Annotated in this window: 26 protein-coding genes and 3 tRNA genes; 24 read left to right on the top strand and 5 right to left on the bottom strand. The window is 73.7% G+C overall.

What is annotated here, in order from left to right; translation table 11 throughout:
• The first annotated feature begins 205 nt into the window (after positions 1–205).
• The 12 genes from ACQP26_RS01270 to ACQP26_RS01215 are packed head-to-tail and all read left to right on the top strand — an operon-like array spanning position 206 to position 9,147.
• Positions 206–772 (top strand): hypothetical protein, encoded by a 567-nt coding sequence (locus ACQP26_RS01270; protein WP_433494707.1) that lies wholly within the window; start codon positions 206–208, stop codon positions 770–772.
• A complete protein-coding gene (locus tag ACQP26_RS01265; RefSeq protein ID WP_433494706.1) occupies positions 766–1,719 on the top strand; it encodes a hypothetical protein in 954 nt (317 codons plus the stop codon). Before ACQP26_RS01270 ends, ACQP26_RS01265 begins: the two co-directional genes overlap by 7 nt.
• Positions 1,716–2,384 carry an SAF domain-containing protein gene (locus tag ACQP26_RS01260; protein ID WP_269703005.1) on the top strand — a complete coding sequence of 223 codons (669 nt, stop codon included), beginning with the start codon at positions 1,716–1,718 and terminating at the stop codon, positions 2,382–2,384. Before ACQP26_RS01265 ends, ACQP26_RS01260 begins: the two co-directional genes overlap by 4 nt.
• Complete coding sequence (locus tag ACQP26_RS01255) at positions 2,384–3,217, top strand: ParA family protein (protein ID WP_433494705.1); 834 nt, start codon at positions 2,384–2,386, stop codon at positions 3,215–3,217. Before ACQP26_RS01260 ends, ACQP26_RS01255 begins: the two co-directional genes overlap by 1 nt.
• Positions 3,207–4,745 carry a CpaF family protein gene (locus ACQP26_RS01250; RefSeq protein ID WP_433494704.1) on the top strand — a complete coding sequence of 513 codons (1,539 nt, stop codon included), beginning with the start codon at positions 3,207–3,209 and terminating at the stop codon, positions 4,743–4,745. Before ACQP26_RS01255 ends, ACQP26_RS01250 begins: the two co-directional genes overlap by 11 nt.
• Complete coding sequence (locus ACQP26_RS01245; RefSeq protein ID WP_433494703.1) at positions 4,688–5,641, top strand: type II secretion system F family protein; 954 nt, start codon at positions 4,688–4,690, stop codon at positions 5,639–5,641. Before ACQP26_RS01250 ends, ACQP26_RS01245 begins: the two co-directional genes overlap by 58 nt.
• The gene (locus tag ACQP26_RS01240) at positions 5,638–6,501 is read left to right on the top strand and encodes a type II secretion system F family protein (RefSeq protein ID WP_281579327.1); all 864 of its coding nucleotides are present in this window, start codon (positions 5,638–5,640) and stop codon (positions 6,499–6,501) included. The genes ACQP26_RS01245 and ACQP26_RS01240 overlap by 4 nt, the downstream gene beginning before the upstream one ends.
• 25 nt (positions 6,502–6,526) lie before the next feature.
• Entirely contained in the window at positions 6,527–6,736 is a 210-nt protein-coding gene (locus ACQP26_RS01235) for a hypothetical protein (protein ID WP_013283462.1), read from the top strand.
• Entirely contained in the window at positions 6,736–7,218 is a 483-nt protein-coding gene (locus ACQP26_RS01230; protein WP_269703015.1) for a TadE family protein, read from the top strand. The genes ACQP26_RS01235 and ACQP26_RS01230 overlap by 1 nt, the downstream gene beginning before the upstream one ends.
• On the top strand, positions 7,215–7,688 hold the full coding sequence (locus ACQP26_RS01225; protein WP_433494702.1) for a TadE/TadG family type IV pilus assembly protein: 474 nt from the start codon (positions 7,215–7,217) through the stop codon (positions 7,686–7,688). Before ACQP26_RS01230 ends, ACQP26_RS01225 begins: the two co-directional genes overlap by 4 nt.
• Positions 7,685–8,116 (top strand): hypothetical protein, encoded by a 432-nt coding sequence (locus ACQP26_RS01220; protein ID WP_269703018.1) that lies wholly within the window; start codon positions 7,685–7,687, stop codon positions 8,114–8,116. The genes ACQP26_RS01225 and ACQP26_RS01220 overlap by 4 nt, the downstream gene beginning before the upstream one ends.
• A 14-nt stretch (positions 8,117–8,130) precedes the next feature.
• On the top strand, positions 8,131–9,147 hold the full coding sequence (locus tag ACQP26_RS01215) for a LysM peptidoglycan-binding domain-containing protein (RefSeq protein ID WP_269703020.1): 1,017 nt from the start codon (positions 8,131–8,133) through the stop codon (positions 9,145–9,147).
• A 1-nt stretch (position 9,148) separates the two neighbouring features.
• Here the strand turns inward: ACQP26_RS01215 and ACQP26_RS01210 are convergent, their stop codons facing one another.
• Positions 9,149–10,000, bottom strand: a complete 852-nt coding sequence (locus ACQP26_RS01210) for a Rieske 2Fe-2S domain-containing protein (RefSeq protein ID WP_281579329.1) — start codon at positions 9,998–10,000, stop codon at positions 9,149–9,151.
• A gap of 110 nt (positions 10,001–10,110) precedes the next feature.
• Here ACQP26_RS01210 and ACQP26_RS01205 point away from each other — a divergent pair, with 110 nt between their 5' ends.
• Genes ACQP26_RS01205 through ACQP26_RS01195 form a run of 3 tightly spaced genes read left to right on the top strand, consistent with a single transcriptional unit; the run spans position 10,111 to position 11,547 of the window.
• Complete coding sequence (locus tag ACQP26_RS01205) at positions 10,111–10,320, top strand: type II toxin-antitoxin system VapB family antitoxin (RefSeq protein ID WP_064448355.1); 210 nt, start codon at positions 10,111–10,113, stop codon at positions 10,318–10,320.
• The gene (locus tag ACQP26_RS01200; protein WP_433494701.1) at positions 10,317–10,742 is read left to right on the top strand and encodes a PIN domain nuclease; all 426 of its coding nucleotides are present in this window, start codon (positions 10,317–10,319) and stop codon (positions 10,740–10,742) included. Before ACQP26_RS01205 ends, ACQP26_RS01200 begins: the two co-directional genes overlap by 4 nt.
• Positions 10,743–10,782: 40 nt before the next feature.
• Entirely contained in the window at positions 10,783–11,547 is a 765-nt protein-coding gene (locus ACQP26_RS01195) for a crotonase/enoyl-CoA hydratase family protein (RefSeq protein ID WP_433494700.1), read from the top strand.
• 4 nt (positions 11,548–11,551) lie between these two features.
• On the opposite strand, the gene ACQP26_RS01190 is transcribed toward ACQP26_RS01195, so the two are convergent.
• On the bottom strand, positions 11,552–13,036 hold the full coding sequence (locus ACQP26_RS01190) for a dihydrolipoyl dehydrogenase family protein (RefSeq protein WP_433494699.1): 1,485 nt from the start codon (positions 13,034–13,036) through the stop codon (positions 11,552–11,554).
• A gap of 92 nt (positions 13,037–13,128) precedes the next feature.
• On the opposite strand from ACQP26_RS01190, the gene ACQP26_RS01185 reads away from it, so the two are divergent.
• On the top strand, positions 13,129–14,229 hold the full coding sequence (locus tag ACQP26_RS01185; RefSeq protein ID WP_433494698.1) for a serine hydrolase domain-containing protein: 1,101 nt from the start codon (positions 13,129–13,131) through the stop codon (positions 14,227–14,229).
• 523 nt (positions 14,230–14,752) lie between these two features.
• Here ACQP26_RS01185 and ACQP26_RS01180 read toward each other — a convergent pair.
• Together ACQP26_RS01180 and ACQP26_RS01175 are read right to left on the bottom strand one after the other, a co-directional pair.
• Positions 14,753–16,075, bottom strand: coding sequence for a cryptochrome/photolyase family protein (locus tag ACQP26_RS01180; protein WP_433494697.1), 1,323 nt, complete (start codon positions 16,073–16,075; stop codon positions 14,753–14,755).
• Positions 16,072–16,998 carry a phytoene/squalene synthase family protein gene (locus ACQP26_RS01175; RefSeq protein WP_269703030.1) on the bottom strand — a complete coding sequence of 309 codons (927 nt, stop codon included), beginning with the start codon at positions 16,996–16,998 and terminating at the stop codon, positions 16,072–16,074. Before ACQP26_RS01175 ends, ACQP26_RS01180 begins: the two co-directional genes overlap by 4 nt.
• A 64-nt stretch (positions 16,999–17,062) precedes the next feature.
• Between ACQP26_RS01175 and ACQP26_RS01170 the strand changes: the two genes are divergently transcribed.
• The 8 genes from ACQP26_RS01170 to ACQP26_RS01135 all read left to right on the top strand — a co-directional run bounded on the left by ACQP26_RS01170 (position 17,063) and on the right by ACQP26_RS01135 (position 22,590).
• Positions 17,063–18,217: a polyprenyl synthetase family protein gene (locus ACQP26_RS01170; protein WP_269703032.1), complete on the top strand. Its 1,155-nt coding sequence runs from the start codon at positions 17,063–17,065 to the stop codon at positions 18,215–18,217.
• Between the two features lie 29 nt (positions 18,218–18,246).
• The gene (gene crtI, locus ACQP26_RS01165) at positions 18,247–19,728 is read left to right on the top strand and encodes a phytoene desaturase family protein (protein ID WP_433494696.1); all 1,482 of its coding nucleotides are present in this window, start codon (positions 18,247–18,249) and stop codon (positions 19,726–19,728) included.
• Entirely contained in the window at positions 19,725–20,318 is a 594-nt protein-coding gene (gene idi, locus ACQP26_RS01160; RefSeq protein ID WP_269703036.1) for an isopentenyl-diphosphate Delta-isomerase, read from the top strand. Before crtI ends, idi begins: the two co-directional genes overlap by 4 nt.
• Positions 20,308–21,255: a MerR family transcriptional regulator gene (locus tag ACQP26_RS01155; protein ID WP_433494695.1), complete on the top strand. Its 948-nt coding sequence runs from the start codon at positions 20,308–20,310 to the stop codon at positions 21,253–21,255. The genes idi and ACQP26_RS01155 overlap by 11 nt, the downstream gene beginning before the upstream one ends.
• Positions 21,256–21,331: 76 nt before the next feature.
• Entirely contained in the window at positions 21,332–22,117 is a 786-nt protein-coding gene (locus ACQP26_RS01150; protein WP_269703040.1) for a polysaccharide deacetylase family protein, read from the top strand.
• Between the two features lie 143 nt (positions 22,118–22,260).
• Positions 22,261–22,333: transfer RNA gene (locus ACQP26_RS01145), tRNA-Glu, on the top strand.
• 33 nt (positions 22,334–22,366) lie between these two features.
• Positions 22,367–22,440 (top strand) — tRNA-Asp (locus tag ACQP26_RS01140).
• Positions 22,441–22,516: 76 nt separating this feature from the next.
• A tRNA-Phe gene (locus ACQP26_RS01135) sits at positions 22,517–22,590 on the top strand.
• A 63-nt stretch (positions 22,591–22,653) separates the two neighbouring features.
• Here the strand turns inward: ACQP26_RS01135 and ACQP26_RS01130 are convergent.
• Complete coding sequence (locus ACQP26_RS01130) at positions 22,654–23,550, bottom strand: LysR family transcriptional regulator (RefSeq protein WP_433494694.1); 897 nt, start codon at positions 23,548–23,550, stop codon at positions 22,654–22,656.
• Positions 23,551–23,588: the final 38 nt, after the last annotated feature.

Below are 23,588 nucleotides of genomic sequence, written 5' to 3'. Positions count from 1 at the left end.
GTGAGCCTATGCTCGCCCCTTGGGTACGACGCAACCCCCGATCAATTGGCGTCGGAGGAGTCAGGGCACCGAATCCGCAGCGATCAGTACAGGTCAATACAAGTGATGGCGACGGGGGCCCGGAGTGACAGATCCGGGCGCGCTTCCGCATGCCCGGAGCGGGTCGGCGTGATCGCCCCGGGCCGGCACCGAGGAGGGATCGGCGTTGCGCACACGGCAATCCCGCCGATGGGAAATCTTCCTGCTCAGCGTCGTGCTGGTGGTCGGCACGGCCGGCTGCGGCACCGAACCGGAGGCGGCCACCGGTCCGCTGACCGGCCGCACCGTCGCACCCGCCGGCCATTCCAGCGCCGAGGAGAACGCCGCCGGAAAAGCGGCGCTGGCCGCCTATTCCGGCTATCTCGACGCGTCCCGGGCAGCCAGTGCGCGCAGCGATCCGTCCCATCCCGCTCTGACCCGATTTCTGGCTGACCCGCTGCTGACTCGGGTGCGAATGGCGATTCTCGACGCGAAGGAGCACGGCGCGATGCGTACCGGGAAACTGATCTCCAACCCTGAGGTCGTCTCGGTCGACCTGACCGCGAGCCCACCCACCGTCGAGATCCAGGACTGCCTGGACGCCAGCGGCTACCGGCTCGTCTACGCCAAGAACCGCAAGGCCGTGCCCGGCACCCGCGGCGGGCGCTACCTCGCCACCGCCACAGCGGTCCGCTTCCCGGACGGCCGGTGGCTGGTCAACGGCGGCGCCGCGCACCAGGACCAGCCGTGCTGACCTGGGGAGGAAGGGGTGTCCCGGCCCATCCGACCCGGGCCGGGACGCCCCGCCGGCTGCTCCTCGCCGCCGGCCTGGCCGCGCTGCTGACGCTCACCGGCGCACCCGCCCGCGCCGCCGACCCGGGCGGCTCCTGCCCACCGGAGCAGACCGACTGCGACGTCTGGGACGACGACCCCGGCACCCCGGGTGGTCCGGGCGGACCGGGTGGCGGCGGGGACAACGGTGGCGGGGGCGGCAACGGGGGCGCCGCGCCGAAGTGTCAGTGGAACGGCCGCGTCATCCCCTGCTACCACGAGGTGCTCGGCTGGTTCAACAACGCCGACGGCTGCTACTACAAGCTCGAGGAGCCGCAGGGCGAGGCGCCGCCCGGCCAACAGTGGTACCAGCTCACCTGCAACGGCGGCGACCTCGGCAGCATACGGCGGGCGCTTCTCGACGCCCCGCCGCCCGGATACGGCGTGCCGCCGGACCCGGAGGAGCTGGCCCGCCGCGCGCTGGCCTCGATCTCGCTGCTCCCGCCCCGGGTGTCGGTGGCGCCCCGGCGCAGTCAAGGCCCCGGCCTGGTCGGGCTGCCGGTCTGGATGTGGGCCAGCCCGGGGGCCTCGTACTTCGGGCCGCTGAGCGCGTCCGCCTCGGACCGTGGGCTGACCGTGGAGATCACCGCGAAGGTGACCCGGATCGTCTGGCACATGTCCGACGACATCGACGTCACCTGCGACGGTCCGGGCACGCCGTACCGGGCCGACGGGCCGCGAGCCGGCTCCACCTCACCCGACTGCGGTCTCGACGCGGGCTATCCGAAGGCCGACACCTACCAGGTGAGCGCCACGACGTTCTGGACCGTCGAGTGGTCCGGCGGCGGGGAGAGCGGCGTGATCGCCCAGAGCCGGTCCAGCGGCGTCATCCCGGTACAGATCAACGAGCTTCAGGTGGTGACCCGATGAGTGTCGTGGCAGCCCGCAACGGAACCCCGGTGGAGGCCCCGGTCGCGCCGCCGAAGGTGGTCCGGCAACGACGCGTCCGCCCCGGCCTGCTCGGCCTGGCGGTCCTGCTGATCGCCCTCGGCGGACTGGGCGCCGCGTTCGCTGTCACCTCGGTCCGCTCCACCGGCACGTACCTGGCGGTGGCCCGGCAGGTCGACGTGGGACAGCAGCTCACCGCCGACGACCTGGTACCGGTACGCGTCTCCGGCGGCCGGGAACTCCGGCCGGTGCCCGCCGACCGGATGAACGAGGTGCTGGGGTTGCGGGCGGCCGTCCGGCTCACCCCCGGCACGCTGCTCACCGCGGCGCAGCTCACCGAGGCCCCGCTGCTCGGCGCCGGTCAGCAGCAGATCGCGCTGGGGCTGGAGCCCGAGCAGGTGCCGGCCCGCAAGCTGAACCCCGGCGACAAGGTGCTGCTGGTCAGCACACCCTCCAACGCCACCGGAGGCGGCTCGGAGGCGTCCCGTGGTGGCGGCACCCGGTTCGAGGGCACCGTGATCGACACCGCCACGCCGCAGAACGGCGACGTGGTGGTCTACCTGGCGCTGGCCGTGCGGGACGTGCCGGCCGTCGTGGCGCTCGCCGCCGACGACCGGATCGCGCTCGTGCTCACCGAGGCGGCCTGATGGCGATCATCGCCCTGGTCTCGGCGAAGGGCTCGCCGGGCGTCACCACCGCCGCGCTCGCCGCCGCGCTGAGCTGGCACCGGCGGCTCGTGCTGGCCGAGTGCGACCCGGCGGGCGGCTCGATCCTCGCCGGTTACCTCGGCGGCGCGCTGGACGGTCCGCGCGGCATCGGTGAACTGGCGGTGGGTGAGCTGCGCGACGGCAGCCTGGAGCACGCGTTCTGGTCCCAGCTGGTCGACCTGGACGCCCCCCGCCGTGAGCGGCTGCTGCTGCCGGGCGTGGTCGACCCGGCCCAGGCCGGCAGCGTCATCCCGCTCTGGCAGCGCTTCGCCGACTACTTCACCGGGCTGGAGCGGGGCGAACCGCCGTACGACGTGCTCGTCGACTGTGGCCGGTTGGCAGTGGGCGGTCCACCGTGGCCGCTGCTGCGGGCCGCCGCGGTGGTGCTGCTCGTCACCCGCGCGCACCTGCCCGACCTCTCCGCCACCCGGGCCACCGCCCGCGCGATCGAGCGGGACCTCACCGAGCACCGCGTACCGCCGGGCACGCTGCGGCTGCTGGTGGTCGGGGAGGGGCACGGCACCAGCGAGATCAGCAAGGCGCTCCGGCTGCCGGTGATCGCCCGCCTGCCGCACGATCCGCGTACCGCCGAGGTGCTCGCCCACGGCGGCACCGTACGCGCGAACCGGCCGCTGATGCGCGCGGCCGGCGCCCTGGAGGTGCCGGTCCGGGCGCTGCTGGACCGGCGGCGCGCCCGGCTGGCCTGGCCCGGGGCGACGACACCGCGCGCGGTGACCGCGCCGAGCCTGCCGGGGGTGTCCGATGCGGTTTGAGCCGGTCTCCCACGACCCGCGCGTCCAGCAGCCGGGCGTCGTCTCCACTGTCCCCCCGCTGGCCCCGCCGAACGGGCGGCACCACGTACCCGGCCCGCTGCCCGCCGCGCCGGCGGCGCCGCCACGCCCCCGGGTCGACTTCGCGGTGGTCCGCGAGCTGCGCCGGGAGCTGAGCGAGCGGCTCACCCACTGGCAGCGCGGACGCGAGTTCGACGCCGACGCCGAGGAGGTCGAGCGCGCCCGGCTGGCCGTGGCGGTGGTCTCCGCGTACGCCGACTCGGTACGCCGGTCCGGCACCCCGATGGCAGCGGACTTCGAACGGCTGCTGCTCGACCAGGTGACAGCCGAACTCGTCGGGCTGGGCCGTCTCCAGACGCTGCTCGTCGACGACAGCATCGAGGAGGTGCACATCCTCGGCTGCGACCAGGTACGCATCACCCGGCACGGCGGCGGCGTCGACTGGGCCGAGCCGATCGCCGAGACCGACGACGAACTGGTGGAGATCCTCCAGGCGGCGGCCCGCCGGGCCGGTGCCACCGAACGCTCGCTGTCCACGTCGAAGCCCACGCTCGACCTGCAACTTCCCGACGGCAGCCGCCTCGCCGCCGTGTTCCTCGTCAGCCACCGCCCGTACGCGGTGATCCGCAAGCACAACACGCTCGAGGTGAGCCTGGAGGACATCGCGGGCGGCCGGCCCGACCTGGACGAGATGATCGATCCGTTGCTGCGCGACTTCCTCCGCGCGTCCATGCGGGCCGGGCTGAACATCATGGTGGCCGGGCTCGCCGGGGCCGGGAAGACCACTGTCATCCGCGCGCTGATGGACGAGATCCCGGCCGACGAGCCGTACGTGCTGCTGGAGGAGAGCCGGGAACTGCTGCCGGCCCGGCGCGGGCACAAGCACCGCGCGGTGATGAGCTTCGAGTCCCGGGAGGGGCACGGCGAGCGCGGTGCGGACGGGCGGCCGGCGGGTGAGGTCAGCATCGCCGACCTGATCCCGGTGTCGCTGCGCATGGGCGTGCTGCGGATCATCGTCGGCGAGGTGCGGTCCCGGGAGATCGTGCCGATGCTCCAGGCGATGACCACCAGCCGCGGGTCGATGTGCACCATCCACGCGCGTACCCCCTCGGGGGTGAGCGAACGCATCATCGAGCTGGCGCTGTCCCACGGCCGGGAGATGACTGTCGACCAGGCCCGCCGGATGGCTGGCAACGCGCTCGACCTGATCGTCTACGTGACGGTCGAGGACGAGACGGCGATCGGCGGGCGCAAGCACCGGTTCGTCTCGCACGTCGAGGAGGTCATCGGCGTCGGCGAGGGCAACCGGATCACCACGACGACCGTCTTCGGCCCCGGCCCGGACGGCCGGGCGGTCCCCCGCCACCTGCCCGAACGCGTCCGCGACCAACTGCTGCGCGTCGGCTACGACGCCCGCCTGCTCACCCGGTTCGTCGAGGCCGGGGTGGGCGCGTGGCGGCGGCCCCGGCACACCCGCCTCGGGGCGCGGCCGAGCGGAGGCCCGTCGTGACGCAGATCGAACTGATCGCCCTGGTCTCCGGTGCGGCCTGCGTGGCCGGGCTGGTGCTGACGGTGGTCGCGCTGGTCGGCACCCGCCGCCCGCCGGGTCCGGCGCCCGGCTCCGGGCCGGGTCTGAGCCGGCTCTGGACCGGTTCCGGTGCGAGCCGCGCCGACCAGCGCCGCTACCAGCTCCTGCTCGGTGCCGCTGTGGTCGCCGGGGCGGCGGCGTTCCTGCTCACCGGGCTGCCGGTGGTCGGCCTGCTGGTGGTGCTCGCGGTGCCGGGCGTGCCGTGGCTGTTCGCTGTGGGCCGGGCCGAGCAGCGGGCCATCGCCCGGGTCGAAGCCGTAGGCGAGTGGACCCGCCGGCTCAAGGACATCTCCGCCACCGGCCAGGGGCTCCAGCAGGCGATCATCGGCACCATCGCCACCGCGCCGGAGGAGATCCAGGAGGAGGTACGCACGCTCGCCGCCCGCCTCCAGGCCGGCTGGCTGGCCCGCTCCGCCCTGCTCGCCTTCGCCGACGAGATCGCCGACCCGGTCGCCGACCAGGTGGTGGCCGCGCTGATCCTGCACCTCACCGACCGGGGCGAGCGCCTCGGCGACGTGCTCGGGTCGATCGCCGGCGCCGCCTCGGCCGAGGTGGCGACGCGGCGCGAGGTCGAGGCCAAACGCACCCAGCCCCGGTTCGCGGTCCGCTTCCTCACCGGCATGACGCTGGCGACGCTCGCGTACGGGCTGGTGAACAGCGACTACATCCGTCCGTACGGGACGGTCACCGGTCAGCTCGTGATGGCGGTGCTCGGTGCGGCGTTCGTCGGCCTGCTGGTCTGGGTGCGCTCGATGAGCCAGCCGCCCCGGCCGGCGCGGTTCCTGCCGGCGCCCGACCTGGACGAGGCGATCGCATGATCCTCAACTGGCAGATGGCGATCGCGGTGCTCGGCGGGTGCGCGGTCGGGCTCGGGCTGTTCCTTGTCGTCCGCGAGACGCTGCCGGCCACCCCGGCGCTCGGCCCGGCGCTGCGCCGCCTGCACCAGCCGCCCGGCCAGCCCTCGGCCGCCGGCGCCGGGCCGGACTGGCTCGGCGGGTTCGCCCGCTGGCTGCGCCCGCCGCACCGGCAACTCGCCCTGCTCGACCGCACCCCCGAGCAGTACGCCCTGTCCGTGCTGCTCTCCGCGCTCGTCGGGTTCGCCACCCCGGCGGTCGCCTCGGCAGTGCTCTTCGTCGGCGGGGTGGCGCTGCCGGTGGCCGTACCGGTGGTGGCCAGCCTGGGCCTTGCGCTCGGCGCCGGTCTGCTGGCGCACCGCGCGGTCCTGGCCAAGGCCGACGCCGCCCGGGACGAGTTCCGGCAGGCCGTCTGCACCTACCTCGACCTGGTGGCGTTGCAACTGTCCGCCGCGCACGGCCCGGTCCAGTCGCTGGAACGCGCGGCGGCGGTCTGCGACGGCTGGGTGTTCGACCGCATCCGGGAGGCGCTGCGGCTCGCCCAGCTCCAGATGCACTCGCCCTGGGACGAGTTGCAGGAGCTGGCCGACCGGATCGGCATCCCGGAGCTCGGCGACGTGGGCGCCATCATGCGCTCCTCCGGCAGCGAAGGCGCCCAGGTGCACGAGACGTTGCGGTCCCGCGCCGACTCGCTGCGCGACCAGATCCGTACCGACAACCTGGCGCGGGCCGAGGGGGTGACCAGCAAGTTGGACATCCCCGGCTCACTGCTGGTGTTCGTCCTGCTCGGCTTCGCCGTCTATCCGTTCCTCGCCCGCCTGTGAACCCACCTTCGAGAAGGAGACGACCATGCACCTCTACGCCTACCTGTACGTGGCGGTGAGCACCCGCCTCGCCGAGCTGCGCCGGGACTCCGAGCGCGGCGACAGCCCCGTACCGACCGCGGTGATCATCTTCGGGCTGGTCGCGGTGGCCATGGCGGTCACCGGGCTCGCCCTGGCCAAGGCGAACAACTGGATGAACGCCATCCCGAACAACACGGCGCCGCAGGCCCCGTGATGCCGCGCCCCGCCCGTACGGTCCGGAGCCGGCCGGCGTCTGCCGGCCGGCCCGCCGGCCCGCCCGGTCGGGGGCGGTTCGCCGCTGCCCTGCGCGCCCGCCTGGCCGAGGGTGAGCGGGGCGCCAACCCGGTCGAGCTGGCCGTGGTGATGCCGGTGATCCTGGTGATGCTGTTCGGCTCGATCCAGGTCGCCGTCTGGTTCGTGGCCCGGTCCACAGCGCTCAACGCCGCGCAGACCGCGGTGAACGCCCAGCGCACGATCGACGCCGGGCCGGACGCCGGCCGCCAGCGGGCGATCAGCTTCCTGCAGCAGTCCGGGGACTGGCTGGTCGGCTGGGAGCAGACCGGCCCGACCTGCGTCGAGACGGCCACCGACGTCACCTGCACGGTGCGGGGACGCTCCCTGTCGGTCATCCCGGGCGTGTCGTTCGAGGTCACGCAGACCGCGCACGGCCCGGCCGAACGGTGGACCACCGGATGAGCGCCGGGGCGCGGCGGGACCGGGGTTCCGTCTCGATCGAGGTGGCGGTGCTCGCGCCCGCCTTCATCGGACTGATGGTGCTGGCCGGCGTCGCCGGGCGGACCGCTGTCGCGGACGAGGCGGTGGAGTCGGCGGCCCACGACGCCGCCCGGGCCGCCTCGCTCGCCCGCAACGCCGACGACGGCGCGGAGGCCGCCGAGGAGGCGGCCCAGGACCAGCTCGGCTGGGCGGGACTGAAGTGCACCGGTCCGCCCCAGATCGACCTCGCGGGCTCGGTGGCCGGTACGACGACGAGCTTCGCCGCCGCGTACCAGAGCGCCGCAGGCGTGCCGGCGACCGTGACTGTCACCGTGACCTGCACCGTTTCCTTCGACGACCTGAGCGCGCCCGGCCTGCCGGGCGTGCCGGGTGGCAAGACCGTCTCGGCGAGGTTCACCTCGCCGCTGGACACCTACCGGAGCCGCGGATGACCGGGCGACGCGCGGCGGAGAACGGTCGGGTGAGTCTCTTCCTGGCCGTGGCGATGACCGGCGTGCTGGCGATCATCAGCCTCGCCTACGACGGCGCCGGTCAACTGCGCACGCTGCAGCGCGCGGACAACCTGGCCGCCGAGGCGGCCCGCGCCGGCGGCCAGATGATCGACCGCGCGCGGGCCATCGAGGGCGGTCCGAAGCGGATCGACCAGGTCGCCGCCCGCGCCGCGGTCGCCGCCTACCTCGACGCCGCGGGCGGCGTCCGGGACCACGAGGTCGACTTCCCCGTGGTCGGCGCCGAGACCCAGATCCGGGTACGCGTGCAGATCACCTACAGCCGGGACCTGCTGGGTCTGTTCGGCGTGCAGAACACCGCCATCGTCTCCGGTGAGGCCACCGCTCGGGCGCTCACCGGCCCACCGTAGGAAGGAAGGCCGCCATGCGTGCACCCCGACGCTCCCCCGTCCGCCGCGCCGGCCAGGTCCTCACCGGGCTCGGCGCCCTCGTCGTGCTCGTCGGGGTGCTGGCCGGCGGGCCGGTCGCGTTGCTGGCGTTCGCCGGCAATCCACTGCCGGATCACCTGCCCACGTTCGCCGAGATCGGTACGGCGTTGACCAGCCGCGACGACGGCCAGCTGTTCCTGCGCGCGCTGGCGGTGGTGGGCTGGTTCGGCTGGGCCACGTTCGCGTTCTCCGTCGTGGTGGAACTGCTCGCGGCGGCGGTACGGCGGCCGGCACCGAAGCTGCCCGGCATGCACCGCCAGCAGAAGGCCGCCGCCGCGCTCGTCGGGTCAGTGGCGCTGATCCTGGTCGCGAGCCCGGCCGCGGCGAGCGCCGCCGCGCTGACCGCCCCGCAACCGGCGGTCGCCGCCGTCACCTCACCGGCGGTGGCCGCGAGTCAGGTCGCGGCCCCGGCCCCGGTCGCGCCGAAGGTGGGCGACCCGGCCGTGTACCGGGTGGCGAAGGGCGACTACCTGGGCGAGGTGGCGGACCGCTACCTGGACGACTTCGACAGGTACAAGGAGCTGGCGCGATTGAACCGGCTCGCCGACCCGGACCGGATCCGCCCCGGTCAGCTCATCACGCTGCCGGACGGCGCGACGGATTCGGGTGCCCGGCGACACGCCGCCGGACGGATCGTGGTCACCAAGCCGGCCGAGACGGCACCGGCGAAGCCGGGCGGTGGTGGCGCCTCGTCGACCACCCCGAAGGCCAAGCCGAAGCCCACGCCGCGCGACGCGACGCCCACGGTGGAGGCACCTGTCGCGCAGCCGCCGGCCATGTCGGCGGGCGCGTCCCGGGCCACCGCCGAGGAGGGCATCAACCGTCCGCTGGCCATCTCGGCGGTGCTGGCCGTGGCGAGCATCGTGGGTGCGCAGATCGGCGCGCTGCTCGGGCTGCGCAAGCGGCCGGTACCCGCGCGGGCGCTGTCCAGCGGTCGGCACCGGCGGGACTGACTCAGGGCAGCCGGGCCTCGACCCGGCCGGCGACCACGCGGCTGGGCAGCACGATCTGGTCGTTCGCGGCCGGGCCGTGCACCACCTCGCCGCCGTCGAGCCGGAACGCGCTGCCGTGCCAGGGGCAGACCACGCAGGCGTGGCCGTCGATCTGCTCGACCGTGCCCTCGCCGAGCGGGCCGCTCTGGTGCGGGCAGCGCTCCAGCATGACGCTGACGTCGTCGCCGTCCCGGTAGAGGATCACCGAGACCTCGTCGATCTTCTTGGTGACCAGTTCGTGCCGGGGCAGGCTGCTCAGGTCGCCGACCCGGTGCCAGCCGTCGCTGATCAGGTGCAGCTCGGAGACGCTCTGGCTGGCCTGGGCGCCCTGCTTGTACGCGAGGTGCCCGCCCAGGTACGCCCCACCGCTCGCGGCGGACAGCCCCAGGTAGGACAGCGCCCGGCCGAGGCCGTGCCGTCCGTTGAGCCGGGCCGCGAGCGAGCCGGCGAACAATGCCAGACCGACCGTGTTGGCGGCGGCGTGCACCAGCCCGACCCGGCGCTGGTCACGGGAGAGCGAGGCCCAGTCGTTGAGCCCGGCGACCGCGGCGGGCAGCGCGCTGACCGTACCGAGACCCACCAGCGCGGTGGCGGCCCGGCGCTGACCGGGCAGCAGGTCCACCACGGCGGCGGAGATCCAGGCGCCGACCGGCACCTGCACCATCGCGGGGTGCAGCGGATGGCCGAGCCACACGCCGTGCAACGCGTCGCGTACCCGCTGCGAGCGCAGCGTGCCCTGGACGGCGCGCTGCAACCGGTCACCCACCCGGTCGAGAACGGTGGCCTGTTCGATCTTCGTCAGTAGTTCGCGCACCCGTTCCGACTTCCCGGCAGGAGAGCCCCCAAACCGGACGCCCCGGAATTCCCTCGCACGACCTCCCCGCTGGATATACTCGGGCGGCTGGTCGTATATAGGGAGCCGCGATGACCAAGATCCTGGTGGATGTCGACGACGAGGCGCTGGCGGATGCCGCCGAGGCGTTCGGCACGAAGACCAAGAAGGACACGGTGAACGTCGCTCTCCGCGAGGGCGCGGCGAGACTGCGCCGCGCCCGAGCGCTGGCGGACCTGGCCGAGCGCGGGCAGGCCGGTGACTTCGACGAACTGCTCGACAAGGGCGCCTACCGCTCGTGAAACTGGCCGACTATCTGATCGACACCAGCGCCCTCGTCCGGCTCCTGCGCGATCCCGACGTGCTGGCCCGCTGGGAACCACAGGTGACAGCGGGCCTGCTCGCCGTGTGCCCGCTGGTCGAGCTGGAATTCCTCCACACCGCCCGGTCGGTCGCCGACCGGACGCGCCTGACGGAGCAGCTCCGGGCCGCCTTCGGCTCGGTGGTCATGCCGGACCGGATCTACGAACGCGCCGCCGAGATCCAGGCCGAGCTGACCGCGCGGGGCACGCACCGCTCGGCGGGCGCCGTCGACCTGCTCATCGCCGCCACCGCCGAATACCACGGCCTCTCGCTGCTGCACTACGACCGGGACTTCGACCAGGTCGGCGCCGTCACCGGCCGGCCGATGCGCTGGCTGACCCGACCCGGCACGATCAAATAGGCCGTAGCCACGGCAGCGCCGTCGCGGGCATGCTGGTCCCATGGGGGTACGCGTCGAGCACGCCGGTGCCGTGACCACTGTGATCCTGGACCGGCCCGAGGCGCGTAACGCCGTGGACGGGCCGACCGCACGAGCCCTGGCCGACGCGTTCCACGCGTTCGACGCCGACCCGGACGCGGCGGTCGCCGTGCTCTGGGGCGCGGGCGGCACGTTCTGCTCCGGCGCCGACCTCAAGGCCGTCGGCACGCCGCGCGGCAACCGCGTCGAGCCCGACGGCGACGGGCCGATGGGGCCCACCCGGTTGCGGCTGTCCAAGCCGGTGATCGCCGCGATCTCCGGGTACGCGGTGGCGGGCGGGCTGGAGCTGGCGCTCTGGTGCGATCTGCGGGTTGCCGAGTCGGACGCGACGCTCGGCGTGTTCTGCCGCCGGTGGGGCGTACCGCTGATCGACGGCGGGACGGTCCGGCTGCCCCGGCTGATCGGGGAGAGCCGCGCGATGGACCTGATCCTCACCGGCCGGCCGGTGGGCGCCGACGAGGCGTACGCGATGGGTCTGGTCAACCGGCTGGTCGCGCCGGGTGAGGCCCGCGCGGCGGCCGAGGAACTGGCCGCCGCGATCGCCCGGTCTCCGCAGACGTGCCTGCGCAACGACCGGGCGGCGGTGCTGGACGGCGCGGGGCTGCCCGAGCCGGAGGCGATGGCGACCGAGCTGGCCTACGGCCTGGAGTCGCTGGCGGTGGACGGGGTACGCGGTGCCGGCCGGTTCGCCGACGGGGCCGGCCGGCACGGTGCGCCGGCCGGCTGAGGCGTCACTTCAGCGCGCGCAGGGCGTCGGAGACGGCGCGGTGGAACGTCGGGTACGCGTAGATCATGTGCCGGAGCTGGCTGATCGGCACCGCCGCGTGCACCGCCACGACGAGCGCGGAGAGCACCTCGCCGCCGGCCGGTCCGGCCGAAGTGGCGCCGACGAGGACGCCCTGGTCGGCGTCGGCGATCAGCTTGATGAACCCGGCGTTGCCGGTCTTGTGGATCCAGCCGCGGGCCGACGAGGTGAGGTCGGCGTATCCGACCTGGACGTTGACGCCGCGCTCGCGGGCCTGCTGCTCGGTGAGGCCGACCGCGCCGACCTCGGGGTCGGTGAACGTGACCCGGGGCAGCGCCCGGTAGTCGGCGACCGGGACGCTGCCCGGCGCGGCAGTCGACCCGCCCGCGCTCATCGCGCCGCCGACCGAACTGACCACCCCGGCCGCGCCGCCGACGACACTCGCGGTGCCGCTGGCGTCCGGGCCGCCCTTGGTACGCCGCATGTGGTCGAGCACGTCCGCCACCACGATGCCGGCCTGGTACATGGCGATGTGGGTGAACGCGCCCTCGCCGGTGAGGTCGCCGACCGCCCAGATCCCCTCGGTGACGTGCATCCGGTCGTTCACCGGCAGGTAGCGCTGCCCGGCGTCCACCCCGACGGTGTCCAGGCCCAGCTCCTCCAGGTGTGCCTTGCGGCCGGTCACCACGAGCAGCTTCTCGCCGGTGAACTCGGCGCCGTCGGCGTACACGGTGAACGCACCGCCGTCGTGGCCGACCCGGCCGGCCTTGACCCCGGTGTGGATCTCCATCCCGTCGGCGCGCAGCGCGTCGGCGGCGAGCGCGGACGCCTCCGGCTCCTCGACCGCGAGCACCCGGTCGGCCGCCTCGATCACCGTCACCCGCACGCCGAACCGGGCGAAGACCTGTGCCAGTTCCAGCCCGATCGCGCCGCCGCCGAGCACCAGCAGCGACGCGGGCAGTTCCTCCACCTCGATGGCCTGGTGATTGGTCCAGTACGGCGTGTCGGCCAGCCCGTCGATCGGCGGGACCGAGGGCCGGGTGCCGGTACCGAGCACCACGCCGTAGCGCGCCTGGAACACCTGGTCGCCGACGCGTACCCGGTTCGGGCCGTCGAGCCGTCCGCTGCCCCTGACGAACCGGCCGCCCTTGCCGGTGAACCGGTCCACCGCCACCTTGTCGTCCCAGGTGTCGGTGGCCTCGGCCCGGATCCGCTTCGCCACCGGTGCCCAGTCGGGCCGCACCTGGGCGGACCCCGCCAGCTCGTTGACCCGGTGCGCCTCGGCCAGCGCGTTCGCCGCCCGGATCATCATCTTGCTGGGCACGCACCCCCAGTAGGGGCATTCGCCGCCGACCAGATCCCGTTCGATGCCGACCACGGTGAGGCCGGCCTCGGCGAGCCGCCCGGCCACCTCCTCGCCGCCGACTCCGAGCCCGACCACCACTACGTCCACCAGTTCCGGCTCCGCCATTCCGCAAGCATTCCGCACCTTCGGGACACCGACCACCGCACCGGGCCGGAATTCCCGCGCTCGTCACGAACGCGACCGCCTACCGTGGCCGCATGCACACGCGCTTCACCCCGGTCCGGGACTGCTTCCACGACCTGTTCGCCACCGGCCGGGAGACGGGCGCGTCGCTGGCGGCGTGGCACGGCGACGTACCGGTGATCGAGCTGGTGGGCGGCACCACCGCGGCGGTCCCGCCCGGCGTGGTCGTACCGGTTTCCGGGGCGGACCGGCCGTGGCGGCCGGACACGCTCGTCGACGTCTACTCGGTCGGCAAGCCGGTGGTCGCGCTCTGTCTGCTGCTGCTCGTCGACCGGGGCCGGGTCGACCTGGACGCGCCGGTCTCGGCGTACTGGCCGGAGTTCCGCACCCCGGCCACCGTCCGGCACGTGCTCGCCCACACCGCCGGGCTGCCCGCCTTCCCGGTGCCCCGGCCCGCCGCCGCCGTCGCCGACTGGGATCTGCTCTGCGCCGACCTGGCCGCCGCCGACCCCGAGTGGACGCCGGGCGCCGTCGCGGCCGAGCACGCCTGGACGTACGGGCACCTGGTGGGCGAGATGGTCCGCCGGGTGGACGGACGCTCGGTGGGCCGGTTCCTTGCCGAGGAGATCGCCGGACCGTGGCGCCTGGACGTCGCCTTCGGACTGGACGAGGCCGGCCGGCGGCGGTGCGCCGACCTGTCGTACGCCGATCCGGCCTGGCCGGACGCGATGCGCGGCGAGCCGGGCTCGTTGCGGGCGCGGGCGCTGGACAACCCGCCGGGCGGGCGCGACGTCGCGATGGTGAACAGCGACCTCTGGCGGGCCGCCGAGATCCCGGCGGCGAACCTGCACGCCACCGCCGCCGGGCTCGCCCGGCTGTACGCGGGCCTGCTCGCCGGCGGCACGCTGGACGGGGTACGCCTGTTCAGTCCGGAACTGGTCGCGGAGGCGACGCGGGTGCAGTACAGCGGGCCGGACCTGCTGCTGGACCGACCGGTGGACTGGACGCTCGGCATGCAGTGGGAGCCGGACGGCAGCTGGGGCATGGGCGGGATCGGCGGCAGCAGCGCCTGGGCCGACCCGGAGCGCGGTTACACCTTCGCGTACGCGACCGCCCGGCTGGCCGACCACGATCGGGTGGAGGACCTGGTCGAGGCGCTGCACTCCTGTCTCTGACGGGCCGTCACGCTCGGTAATTGCAGGGCGTCATCACGCAGCGCATTCGGCCGGCCGGGCAGCCTGGACTCCCCTTTCCGCCTTTGCTCTGCAGCCATCGGCGCAGCATCGCGTTGAGCAGGGGTTTCGTCGCAGGTCCGAAAACCGCGCGAGGCGCTTTCGGCCACGTTCCGCAACCGGTGCGGATATGGCTGCAGAGCAAAGGGGGCCAGAGGTGAACGACGCCGGCAGGCAAGCGATCACCGAGGGTAACCGATGGAGGCGGCCTGCGACGCGCGGGAGGTCTGCGCCGGCGGCGTTCGTGACCGTGCGCGGGCGACGCATCTGGCGCGACCGCCCGCGCGTCCCCGCAAGCCGGCGCGCGGCGGGTCGGCGGGTCGGCGGGCGGCGGCGGGGCGAGGCGGCGGGGCGGCGTGCGGCGAGGCGGCGGGCGGCGAGGCGGCGGCGTGCGTGACCGTGCGCGGGCGACGCATCTGGCGCGACCGCCCGCGCGTCCACGCAAGCCGGCGCGCGGCGGGCGGCTTCAGCGGAGCCAGACCGGGTCGGTGCCCGGCACCTCCAGCGGTGGCGGGTAGTCGAGCGTGCGGCGTACCTCGCCTGGAAGCCGCCACGGCTGGTGGACCGCCTTGCCCGCCACCGACGCAAGCTCCGGCACCCAGCGCCGCACGTACGCGCCGTCGGGGTCGTAGCGCTCGGCCTGCCGTACCGGGTTGAAGCCGCGGTACGGCCGGGTGTCGTTGCCGGTGCCGGCCACCCACTGCCAGTTGCCCGAGTTGTTGACCCGGTCGCCGTCGAGCAGCCGGCGGAAGAAGACCTCCAGGCCGGGCCGCCAGTCCAGTCCGAGGTGCTTGGTCAGATAGCCGGCGGTGATCAGCCGCGCCCGGTTGTGCATCCACCCCTCGGCGCGCAACTGGCGCATGCCGGCGTCCACGATCGGCATGCCGGTACGCCCCTCGGTCCAGGCGTCGAGCGCGTGCGCGTCTTCGCGCCACTCCTCGCGGGCGCCGCGCCGGTAGGCGACAGTGGACAGGTCGGGGAAACCGGCCACCACCTGGTGGTAGAAGTCGCGCCAGCAGAGCTGCCGGACGAAGGGTCCGTCCCGGTCACCCGCCCGGTTCGCCACAGTCAGCGGCGACACGCAGCCGAAGCGCAGGTACGGGCTGAGCCGCGAGGTCTCGTCGCCGGCCATGTCGTCGTGGATGTCGTCGTACCGATGGAGGGTGGGCAGCCAGGCGGTGAGCCGGCGCCTGGCGACGGCCTCGCCGCCGATGGCGGCATCCGGGCTGTCGCCAGTCGGCGGGTCCGGCAGGCGGCCGGGGTCGACGCCGTCGGGCAGCCGGACCCGCTTCGGCGCGGCCAGCTCGTCCCGCCACCGGGCGCCCTGCCAGGCGCGGAAGTAGGGGCTGAAGACGCGGTAGTGGTCGCCGCCGCCGGGGCGCAGCGCGCCGGGCTCGACGACGGTCAGGCCGGGGAACAGGCGCAGGAACATCCGGTGCCGCTCGCACTCGGCGCGCAGCCGGCGTTCCCGGCGGTGTGCGTAGCGGCTGACATCGGCCGAGAGCCCGACGCCCTCGGCGCCCACCTTCCGGGCCAGCTCGATTGTTTCGGCCACCGGGTCGCCGCGCCGGATCACCAGGTCCCCGCCGCGTCTGCGGAGCGCCTCACGCAGGTCGGCCAGGCTCTGATGCAGGAACCGGGTGCGGTTCGGCGAGAGCCTCTGCAACGCCGGATCGAGCACGTAGAGCGGCACCACCCGGTCGAACGCGGAGCAGGCGGCGGCGAGCGCCGGGTGGTCGTGCACCCGCAGGTCACGGGTGAACAGCACGACCGCCGTGCGGCCGGTCATCCGGCCAGGGCCGGTTCCAGTGCCGGGCCGGGCACCCGCACCGGCGTGCCCGACGGGGTGAGCAGCGCCCGCGCGGCCACCGCCATCCGGCGCCGCTGCGGCACCAGGGCCCGGCGGACGAAGACGTCGTAGTCCTGCGCGGCCACCTCGTCGAGGATGCCGCCGTAGAGCGCGTACGCGGTGCGCATGCACGCCTGCGAGGCGGGGTGGAGCAGCGGGATGCCGGGCGCGGCGGCCACGTAGTGGGCCTGGGCGCGGGTCACCTCGTACTCGATCAGCTCGCGGATGCGCGGCGTGGTGCGGCCGGCGGCCTTGGCGGCGAGCAGGTCGTCGCGGGTGAGGTCGAACTTGGCCAGGTCCTCGTCGGGCAGGTAGGTCCGGCCCCGGTCGAGGTCCTCGGCGACATCGCGGATGAAGTTGGTGAGCTGGAACGCGAAGCCGAGCTGGCGGGCGGGCTCGCGGGCGGCGGCCGGGTCGGAGCTGCCGAGGATCGGCAGCATCATGGTGCCGATGACCGCGGCCGAGCCCTCCATGTAGTCGAGCAGGTCGTCGTAGGTCGGGTACGACATGACCGTCAGGTCCATCGCCATGCTGCGCAGGAACGACGCGAAGTCGTCGCGGTCCAGGTCGAACACGGCGATGGTGTGCAGCACCGCGGGGAGCAGCGGGTCGTCGACCGACGCGCCGTGCAGCCCGGCGACGAATCGATCCGACCACTCGCGCAGCCGGGCCGCGCGCTCGGCCGGCGGCAGGTCCTCGGTGCGGTCGACGATCTCGTCCGCGTAGCGGGTGAAGCCGTACAAGGCGTGCACATGCCGCCGTTTCCAGGCGGGAAGCAGCCGGGTGGCGAGATAGTAGGTACGGCCGTGACGCCGGTGCAGCTCGCGGCAACGGTCATAGGCAGCGGTCAGATCCGTGTCCATCGGCCCTCCTCAGTTTCGACGCAGCAATCGACGCAACTCGTAACCCTAGGGTACGCTCGCCCACATGGCCAACGACGCAGTTGCGGGTAATGCGCTCCGCGTCGCGCCGGCTCAGCCCGGGGCGACGGACGATCCGGTCCGCGGCGTACTGGCCGCGTTCACGAAAGACCTGATCAAAGGGGTCGATGAGACGCTGGTGGCGTTCCTGGCCGCGGAAGTCGACTCGCTCACCGAGATCGACGCAGCGATGGGTGGTTTCGCCGCGACGGCACGCGACAGCGTGCTGGCCGGCGGCAAGCGGGTCCGCCCCACGTTCGCGTACTGGGGATGGCGAGGTGTGGTCGGCGGTGAGGAACCGCTGTGCTCGGTGCTCCCCGCGCTGTCCGCGCTGGAACTGCTGCACACGTTCGCGCTTGTGCACGACGACGTGATGGACGCCTCCGACACGCGGCGAGGGCTGCCCACCGCGCACCGGGCCGCGGCCGCCCGGCACCGGGCCGCCGGGCACACCGGCGACCCCGACCGGTACGGCGAAGCCGTCGCCGTCCTCATCGGCGACCTGTGCATGGTGTGGGCCGACCGGCTCATGGCACACGCGGCGGTCCCGGCGGACCGGCTGCTCGACGTACGCCGCTGCTACGACCAGATGCGGGTGGAGACGGTCGCCGGGCAGTTCCTGGACGTACTCGGCGAGAACGACTCGGCGAACTGGACCGTCGACCGGGCGCTACGGGTGGCCCGCTACAAGACGGCCAGCTACACCGTCCAGCGTCCGCTGCTGTTCGGCGCCTGCCTGGCCGGCGCCGACGCGGACGGCCCGCTCATCGCCGCGTACACCCGGTACGGGCTGGCCGTCGGCGAGGCGTTCCAGCTCCGCGACGACCTGCTGGGCGTCTACGGCGACCCGGAGACCACCGGCAAGCCGGCCGGGGACGACCTGCGTACCGGCAAGCCGACCGCGCTGCTGATGCTGGCCCGGCAACTCGCCGACCCGGCGCAGCGCCGCGTCCTGGAGCGGGCCGGCTCGGTCACGTCGGCACACGAGGTGGACCGGCTGGCCGACGTGGTCCGGGACACCGGGGCCGCGGCCCGGGTGGAACGGATGATCTCCGAGCGGGTGACCGAGGCGCTCGCCGCGCTCGGCACCGCACCGATCGACGAGACCGCGCGCACCGCGCTGACCGGCCTCGCCACCGCTGCCACGGCGCGGCGGGCATGATGAGCAACTTCGCGAGCAAGGGGGCCGGAATGCGTACCGTCAAGGGACGGACCGACCGGGTGGTCGTGGTCGGCGCCGGGCTGGGTGGGCTGGCCTGCGCGCTGCACCTGGCCGGCAGTGGCCGGCAGGTGACAGTGCTGGAACGCGAGCCGGTGCCGGGCGGACGCGCCGGGCGGCTGAGCGTCGACGGGTACGAGTTCGACACCGGCCCGACCGTCCTCACCATGCCCGACCTGATCGCCGAGGCGCTCGGCGCGGTGGGCGAGGAGCTGACCGACTGGCTCGACCTGACCCCGCTCGACCCGGCGTACCGCGCCTACTACCCGGACGGGTCGACGCTCGACGTCATCACCGACACCACCCGGATGGCGGCCGAGATCGCCCGCGTCTGCGGTCCCCGGGAGGCGGACGGCTACCTGCGTTTCGTCGACTACGCCCGCAACCTGTGGCAGTGGGAACGGGCCGACTTCATCGAGCGCAACCTCGACGCGCCGACCGACCTGCTCACCGGCAACCTGCTGAAGCTGTTCGCGAGCGGCGCCTTCCGGCGGCTCCAGACGAAGATCAACCAATTCTTCCGCGACCCGCGTACCCAGCGGATCTTCTCCTTCCAGGCCATGTACGCGGGCCTGTCGCCGCACGACGCGCTGGCCATCTACGCGGTCATCGCGTACCTCGACTCGGTGGCCGGGGTGTGCTTCCCGCGCGGCGGCATCCACGCGGTCTCGCGCGGCATGGCCGGCGCGGCCGAGAAGCACGGCGTGCAGATCCGGTACGGCACCACGGTGACCCGGGTGGAGACCGCCAACGGCCGCGCGACCGGCGTCGTCACCGCGGACGGCGACTTCGTCCCCGCCGACACGGTCGTGCTCAACCCTGACCTGCCGGTCGCCTACCAGGACCTGCTGCCGCCCAGCCGCCAGCGCAAGCTCACCTACTCGCCGTCCTGCGTGGTGCTGCACATCGGTTCGACGCAGGGCTATGGCAAGATCGCCCACCACAACATTCACTTCGGGCGGTCCTGGAAGGGCACGTTCGACGAGGTGATCCGCCGAGGCGAGCTGATGACCGACCCGTCGCTGCTGGTGACGAACCCGAGCCGCACCGACCCGTCGGTGGCGCCGGCCGGCAAGCACACCTACTACGTGCTGGCGCCGGTGCCGAACCTGGAGCGCGCGCCGTTCGACTGGACGGGCGACCTCACCCAGCGGTACGCCGACCAGCTCGTGAGCACGCTCGAGGAGCGCGGCTACGTCGGCTTCGGCGACGGCATCGAGGTGATGCGGGCGGTCACCCCGGCCGACTGGGCGGCGCAGGGCATGGCCGCCGGCACCCCGTTCGCCGCCGCGCACAGCCTCTTCCAGACCGGCCCGTTCCGCCCCTCCAACCTGCACCGGACGCTGGACAACGTGGTGTTCGTCGGCTCCGGCACGCAGCCGGGCGTCGGGGTGCCGATGGTGCTGATCAGCGGCAAGATCGCCGCCACCCGGATCAACGGGACGATGTCGTGAGCGAGCGGGAGACACATCTCGTCGAGCTGGTCGGCGACGACGGCCGGGTGCTCGGCGAGACCACAGTGGCGAGCGCCCACCAGCCACCCGGGCGGCTGCACCGTGCCTTCTCGGTGCTCCTCGTCGACCCCGAGGGGCGGGTGCTGTTGCAGCAGCGGGCCGCGGTCAAGACGCGGTTCCCGCTGCGCTGGGCGAACTCCTGCTGCGGGCACCCGCTGCCCGGCCAGTCGCCGGCCGAGGCCGCCAACCGGCGGCTCGCCGAGGAACTCGGCGTCGACCCGGTCGACCTCACCGAGGTCGGCGTCTACCTCTACTACGCCGAGGACCCGGCGACCGGACGGGTCGAGTTCGAGTACGACCACGTGCTGCGCGCCGACGTACCCGCCGACCTGGTGACACGGCCCGACCCGGACGAGGTGGCCGACCTGCGCTGGGTCGACCCCGGCGCGGTGGTGGCCGACCTGGACGCCCACCCCCGCGAGTACGCCCCGTGGCTCGGCGGCGTGGTCAACCGGCTGCTGCACCCGACCGACGCGTCCCGGCCGGGCGTACCGGCCACCGAGGCACCGGAGCGGTCGGGTGGCCGATGAGGCGCTGAGCGCGGGGGCCGTCGCACGCCGACTGGGCGTGGCGGTCACCACGCTGCGTACCTGGCACCAGCGCTACGGTCTCGGTCCCAGCGAGCACGTACCGGGCCATCACCGGCGGTACACGCCGGCCGACCTCGCCCGCCTGGAGATCATGCGCCGGCTGACCACCGAGGGGGTGGCGCCCGCCGAGGCGGCCCGCTGGGCGCGGCAGGCACCGGCCGTGCTGCCGCCCGAGCGGCTCGGCCTCAAGGCACGGGTCTCGACGGTACGCGACGGGGGCGGCACCACCATCCCGGTCGGCCGGGCCGGACCGGCGGCGCGCGGGCTGGCCCGTGCCGCCATGCGACTGGACTCGGTGACCATCGGCCGGACCATCGCCGACGCGCTGGCGGCCGACGGCGTGGTGGCGACCTGGGAGGGTCTGCTGCGCCCGGTGCTCGCCGGCATCGGGGAGCGGCACGCCGCCACCTCCGCGCTGATCGAGGTGGAACACCTCATGTCCCGGTGCGTCTCCGAGGCGTTCGCCACAGTGGCGCAGTCCCATCCGACCAGCGGCCCGCCCCGGATCCTGCTCTCCTGCGCCGACGAGGAGCAGCACTCCCTGCCGCTGGAGGCGCTCGCCGCCGCGCTGGCCGAGGTCGGTGTGAGTTACCGCATGCTCGGCGCCCGCGTACCGGTGCCGGCCCTGGTCGAGGCGGTCAACCGGACCGGACCGGCGGCGGTGGTGCTGTGGTCGCACATCCGCGCGACGGCCGACCCGTGCCAGCTCACCGCGCTGCTGGCGGTACCGCGCCGGCCGCTGCTGGTGCTCGCCGCCGGGCCCGGCTGGCGGGCCGACTCGCTGCCGGCCGGGGTGGTTCGGCCGGTGGACCTGGCCGAGGCGTTGTCGCTGGCCGTGGCGGTACGGGACTCGCTGGACCAGTCGACGACGAGCTGAGCCCCTCTCCCGTTCCGGGTCGACGTCCACTACGGTCGGAAAGTCCGTCTGACCCCGACCCCTCCGGGAGCGACGAATGCGTCCACGCGCCCTGTCGGCGCTCGCCCTGGGCCTGGTGCTCCTCGTCACCGGCTGCGGCGAACCCGGCAAGTCACCCGAGAAGGCCGCCGCACCGCCGTCGGCCTCGGCGTCGCCGTCCCCGACGCCGGTGACGAAGCCCTCACCGACCACCACCCCCGCGAAGCCGAAGCTGCGCCCGGTGCCGAAGAAGCTGCCGGCGGGCCTGCACCGGGCCAGCGGGAGCAACGGCGTGGCGCTCACCTTCGACGACGGTCCGGATCCCCGCTTCACCCCGCAGATCCTGGCCCAGCTCCGGGCGGCCCGCGTGAAGGCCACCTTCTGCGTCGTCGGCAAGCAGGCCAAGCGCTACCCGGAGCTGGTGGCCCGGATCGTCCGGGAGGGGCACCAGCTCTGCAACCACAGCTGGCACCACGACGTGAACCTGGGCCGGCGGTCCGCCGCCGAGATCCGATCCGACCTGGAACGGACGAACGAGGCCATTCACGCCGCCGCGCCGAAGGCGCCGATCACCTGGTTCCGCCAGCCCGGCGGCCGCTGGACGGCCGAGGAGGTCGTGGTCGCCAAGCAGATGGGCCTGCGCCCGCTGCACTGGAGCGTGGACCCGCAGGACTGGGACCACCCGCCGGCGAAGACGATCATCAAGCGGGTGAAGGGGGCCACCCGGCACGGTTCGGTCGTGCTGATGCACGACGCGGGCGGCGACCGGGCCCAGACGATGGCGGCGTGCCGGCACCTGATTCCGGACATCAAGCGCCGGTTCGGCATCGCCCTACCGCGCTGACCTGCGGTTTTGTCCGGCTCCACGGTCATGCCCATACCGGTTTGGCCGTCCGTGCAGGCATGACATATGCTTCTCCTGCCTCCGGCGGGGCCGGATGGGAGCAAGTCCGCTTGAAGTTGCGAGTGTGCAATGATGGCGGGGCCGCCCTCATCGTCTAGCGGCCCAGGACGCCGCCCTTTCAAGGCGGTAGCACGGGTTCGAATCCCGTTGGGGGCACGGTCCGGCTCGCGCCGGATGCAACACCAGCCAGGTCCTGTGGAGCAGTTGGAGTGCTCGCCGCCCTGTCAAGGCGGAGGTCGCGGGTTCAAGTCCCGTCAGGACCGCAAGCGCTGACGCCGCGCAGCTCGATGCGCGGCGTTCTGCGTATCGGCCCGTGCGGTAGCATGTGCCGAGCACCACGGCCAGGTAGCTCAGTTGGTACGAGCGTCCGACTGAAAATCGGAAGGTCGGCGGTTCGACCCCGCCCCTGGCCACATAGCCTTTCGCCGGGCTACAGGAACGCCGACCAGCGGGAACGCAGGTCGGCGTTCTGCTTTTCAGCCCAGGTGGGCCGCCTCCGCCCGCAGATGCTCGAGAAACTGCGTGACCGTCGGCGACGGCGTCCTGCCCCGCACGGTCGCCGCGAATATCTGCCGTACCGACTCGTCGTCCGGATGCAGGCGTAGCAGGGCGATGTCCGGTGGGGTTCCGCGTACCGCCAGGGCCGGGACCAGAGCCACCCCCAACCCGGCGGCGACGCATCCCAGCTTGCCGGTCCACTCGGCCGCGACGATGTCGATGCGCGGTGAGAAGCCGCTGGGCAGGCTTGCCCGGAGCAGGCTGTTCTCCGCGGTGGCCGAGCCCACGACGAACGCGTCCTGGGCAAGGTCCGCCAGGCGCACCGAGCGGCGGTGCGCGAGCCGGTGGTCACGCGCGACCGCGACCAGGAGCCGCTCGTCGAGCAGATGTCGCAGGTCGAATCGTTCGCGGTCCAGCTCTCCTGTGGGCGAGGTGCTGACCACTGCCACATCCGCCTCCTCCGCGAGCAGGCGCTCCAGCAGCCGCGGCGTCACGCCCTCGACCAGCGACAGCGAGATCTCGGGATGGGACGAGCGGAACGACGCCATCGCCCGGGGTACGAGAGCCGCGACAGCGGTCGGGAAGGCACCCACACGCAGCCGCCCTCGGCCGAGCCCGCGCAGGTCCTCAAGGTCACGCCGGGCCGCGTCGAGCCGGTCGAGGACCGCCTCGGCGTGCGGGAGCAGCTCTCGTCCCTCCTCGGTCAGGGTGACGCCACGGGGCAGCCGGTCGAAGAGCCGAGCGCCGATGTCGGCCTCGAGCGCGGCGATCTGCCGGGAGACAGCCGATTGGGTGAAGCTGAGGGCGCGTGCGGCGGTGGTGATCGAGCCGTGCCGCGCGACGGTGCGGAACACCTCCAGCAGCTCAGTCTCCATGGCAGGCATGGTAATCACGCATGGCAGGCATGCGAGAC

The sequence above is a fragment of the Micromonospora sp. CA-248089 genome, assembly GCF_050948515.1.
Taxonomy (GTDB): Bacteria; Actinomycetota; Actinomycetes; order Mycobacteriales; family Micromonosporaceae; genus Micromonospora.
Note: the sequence above shows the minus strand (reverse complement) of the source record. Positions and strands in the feature narration are given on the sequence as shown.

Bases quoted from the DNA above. Each gene is read 5' to 3' on its own strand.
- ACQP26_RS01150 (WP_269703040.1), top strand. From the start codon at position 21,332: ATGCGTCCACGCGCCCTGTCGGCGCTCGCCCTGGGCCTGGTGCTCCTC.
- ACQP26_RS01220 (WP_269703018.1), top strand. From the start codon at position 7,685: ATGACCGGGCGACGCGCGGCGGAGAACGGTCGGGTGAGTCTCTTCCTG.
- ACQP26_RS01180 (WP_433494697.1), bottom strand. From the start codon at position 16,075: ATGACCGGCCGCACGGCGGTCGTGCTGTTCACCCGTGACCTGCGGGTG.
- ACQP26_RS01235 (WP_013283462.1), top strand. From the start codon at position 6,527: ATGCACCTCTACGCCTACCTGTACGTGGCGGTGAGCACCCGCCTCGCC.
- ACQP26_RS01205 (WP_064448355.1), top strand. From the start codon at position 10,111: ATGACCAAGATCCTGGTGGATGTCGACGACGAGGCGCTGGCGGATGCC.
- ACQP26_RS01170 (WP_269703032.1), top strand. From the start codon at position 17,063: ATGGCCAACGACGCAGTTGCGGGTAATGCGCTCCGCGTCGCGCCGGCT.
- ACQP26_RS01240 (WP_281579327.1), top strand. From the start codon at position 5,638: ATGATCCTCAACTGGCAGATGGCGATCGCGGTGCTCGGCGGGTGCGCG.
- ACQP26_RS01130 (WP_433494694.1), bottom strand. From the start codon at position 23,550: ATGGAGACTGAGCTGCTGGAGGTGTTCCGCACCGTCGCGCGGCACGGC.
- ACQP26_RS01230 (WP_269703015.1), top strand. From the start codon at position 6,736: ATGCCGCGCCCCGCCCGTACGGTCCGGAGCCGGCCGGCGTCTGCCGGC.
- ACQP26_RS01255 (WP_433494705.1), top strand. From the start codon at position 2,384: ATGGCGATCATCGCCCTGGTCTCGGCGAAGGGCTCGCCGGGCGTCACC.
- ACQP26_RS01225 (WP_433494702.1), top strand. From the start codon at position 7,215: ATGAGCGCCGGGGCGCGGCGGGACCGGGGTTCCGTCTCGATCGAGGTG.
- ACQP26_RS01185 (WP_433494698.1), top strand. From the start codon at position 13,129: ATGCACACGCGCTTCACCCCGGTCCGGGACTGCTTCCACGACCTGTTC.
- ACQP26_RS01195 (WP_433494700.1), top strand. From the start codon at position 10,783: ATGGGGGTACGCGTCGAGCACGCCGGTGCCGTGACCACTGTGATCCTG.
- ACQP26_RS01215 (WP_269703020.1), top strand. From the start codon at position 8,131: ATGCGTGCACCCCGACGCTCCCCCGTCCGCCGCGCCGGCCAGGTCCTC.
- ACQP26_RS01250 (WP_433494704.1), top strand. From the start codon at position 3,207: ATGCGGTTTGAGCCGGTCTCCCACGACCCGCGCGTCCAGCAGCCGGGC.
- crtI (WP_433494696.1), top strand. From the start codon at position 18,247: ATGCGTACCGTCAAGGGACGGACCGACCGGGTGGTCGTGGTCGGCGCC.
- ACQP26_RS01190 (WP_433494699.1), bottom strand. From the start codon at position 13,036: ATGGCGGAGCCGGAACTGGTGGACGTAGTGGTGGTCGGGCTCGGAGTC.
- ACQP26_RS01175 (WP_269703030.1), bottom strand. From the start codon at position 16,998: ATGGACACGGATCTGACCGCTGCCTATGACCGTTGCCGCGAGCTGCAC.
- ACQP26_RS01260 (WP_269703005.1), top strand. From the start codon at position 1,716: ATGAGTGTCGTGGCAGCCCGCAACGGAACCCCGGTGGAGGCCCCGGTC.